This is a genomic window from Pseudomonas sp. P5_B3 (assembly GCF_056400405.1).
Genome location: NZ_JBFULI010000116.1, coordinates 1 through 2637, shown reverse-complemented (window position 1 = coordinate 2637; position 2637 = coordinate 1). Strand labels below are relative to the sequence as shown.

Sequence of the window (2637 nt, the reverse complement as noted above, 5' to 3'; positions counted from 1 at the left end):
GCAATTTCACAGCCTCCCGGTCCAGCGACGTACAGCTGGTTAACGTTTCTTCAAGGTTCTTAACGTTGAACTGATTGATTCCGTTGATCTCACTGATATCCGCATTAAGCCCCTCAATCACTGCCGTCTGTTCCTCAGTGGCTGTGGCCATAGACAAGCTTTGGCCATCGATAAGGCTCATACGATCAGTAACCGAACAAAAGCGTGCGCTCGCATCACGGGCTATTCCCAGACTGGTTTGACTTTGGCTCTGGTTCACCAGCATCTGCTCGACAGTGGTGCGAGCACCGACCTGTAATTCCTCTATTAAAATCTGGATTTGRCCGGCCGAACTCTGAGTTCGGTGGGCTAGGCTGCGAACTTCGTCGGCAACAACGGCGAAGCCACGACCGGCCTCACCTGCCCGAGCAGCTTCGATGGCTGCATTCAATGCAAGTAGATTTATCTGTCCGGAAATCCCTTGGATGACTTCCAGAATATTGCCGATGTTGTCCGTCCTCAGGTTCAACTGCTTCATATGTTCACAAGCATTGCTGATTGCATCTGACAATAACTGCATGGCTACCTGAGCGTCATCCAGGACGTTTTTTCCTTCCTCGGCTTGACCGCGAGCAGAGGTCGCCTCACTAGAGGTAAAAGCGGCATTTTTAGCAATGTCTTGGGCCGTTGCGGCGAGTTGCTTGAGTGCTGCAGCGATGCTCTGTATCCGCTGCTCCTGCTCATCGAACTGACGCAAGGAGGATGTCGACACGTCCAACACCTTCCGGCTCRACAAATTGAGTTGTCCGGCGCTGAGCGAGACCTCTCGAATCGAAGATTGAATGCGTTCTATGAAACGATTATAGGCAGCAGCCAGTTGACCAAATTCGTCATTTCGATTTTGGGGGAGACGCCGTGTTAGGTCTCCGTCACCTTCCGCAATTTCTTTTAAGGATGCAGCGAGTTGTTGCAGCGGTTTAAGCAGAACCTTGATCAAGCATCCTAGCGAAATAAGCACCAGGGCCACCGCAATTAAAGAACCTATGATCGCAGAGTGAAGCATGTCAGATAGGGACGCGAAGGCAATCTCTTTGTCCACGGCTAATCCGAGATACCACTTGACCGATGGCAATCCCCTTACTTCCGCGAACGTAACGACATACTCATGCTGATTTGAACGTATCGTTTGGTAGGTTTTTCCGATTTCGGGAGTTTGCCCAGGAAATAAATCGGACAATCCCTTTAGAACCATATTCGAATCCGAGCTAACCAAAATCTTCCCATTTTTATCCACAAGAAACGCCTTGCCTCTTTCATTAGAGTCCAACGCAGTGACTATTTCCTGCACTGACTCTAGTCCGAGATCGCCACCGACTACTCCTGTCATACGACTATTCTGAAAAACCGGGCTGGCAATGGTAATGCCCAATTTACCTGTCGACGCAAATACATAAGGAGGAGTTAGAACGGTACCGCCAGTACTCGCTGCCGAGGCATACCATGGGCGATTACGAGGATCATAATCAGCAGGGACAGCGACAAAGGGTCTTATCGTATACGCCCCATCGGCACGCCCAAAAAATGTTTTCAAAAAGCCTTCTAGATAGACAGGGCGTTCCAAGATTAATGAAGAGGCATCGATGCTTTCCGCTTTTGCTAGAGCCTGAGCTTCTGACTCCACCAAACCAATTCGGCTTCTGAGCCAAAGCGAAATATTCGAAGCTGTGAGGCGGCTCATTTCGCTGAGTGATGCCTCCAAATTTTGATCAATGACGCGGTGTTGCAATTGAATTTCATAGGCTGCAAAGACTGAAAATATCGTGACGACTACCAGGGATGTGGCGAGCAGTATTTTATGGCTGAATTTCAGGTGAGTGACCATCGGAATTACTCAATCCATGTTCGGCATTCTGATTAGGAAAGGCTGGCTCGGTTAGGAAGCGAGCCTGCCCAGAGCTTTAGCTCAGACGAGTCAACAAACTGAATTTGTTAGAGAAGTGGGATGGAGTAGCTAACAGTGAATCTATTTTGGTCCTGATCACGGGAAGCCTCGCTGCGAGACACACCGTTTCGCCAAGCGAAACCGAGTCCTTGCATGGTTCCAGACTGGATAACGTAATCCAGTGAGAAGTCACGCTCCCATTCTTTCTGATCGTCTCCGGACGTCGTCTTAATATCGGTGCCTTTCAGATACATCACCGATGCCTTCAACCCTGGCGCTCCCAAAGCCGCGAAGTCATAGCTATATTGCGTGAATGCTGTGCGCTCACCCGCGCGGTTAAAGCTTTGAATAAGGCGATCGGTATAAAGGTAGAGGCTATTTCCGCCTGCGCCTTTATCAGGCAAGCCACCCTGACTCATCTGAACGAAATTGCTATCGTCCGAAACTGATTGGTAGCCGCCCAACAGCGCGTGGGCTCCAAAGGTATAAGTAAACGCCGCGCTCCACGTATCATTATCGATACGACCATCACCATTGCGGGTGAATCCGCTTGTCCGATAGCCGACTTGACCCGCATCATTTGCACCATCCGCATCGGTCTTGAAATAGCGCAAATCAGTTTTGATCGCCTGCCCCTCGGCGATAGGAAATGTATGCAGTACACCAACGAAATGCTGTCGATAATAATCCTCTAGTTTCGCGTAATAGTATTGGGC

General features: G+C 49.7%; 2 protein-coding genes and 1 pseudogene. All 3 read right to left on the bottom strand.

What is annotated here, in order from left to right:
- A partial coding sequence (locus AC1DRN_RS29780) for a methyl-accepting chemotaxis protein (RefSeq protein ID WP_477786913.1) occupies nucleotides 1-751 on the bottom strand: 751 nt, incomplete at its 3' end.
- Nucleotides 752-877: 126 nt separating this feature from the next.
- Nucleotides 878-1717, bottom strand: a pseudogene (locus AC1DRN_RS29775) (cache domain-containing protein); the annotation flags it as partial.
- Between the two features lie 251 nt (nucleotides 1718-1968).
- On the bottom strand, nucleotides 1969-2637 hold a 669-nt coding region (locus AC1DRN_RS29770), incomplete at its 5' end, for an OprD family outer membrane porin (protein WP_477786912.1).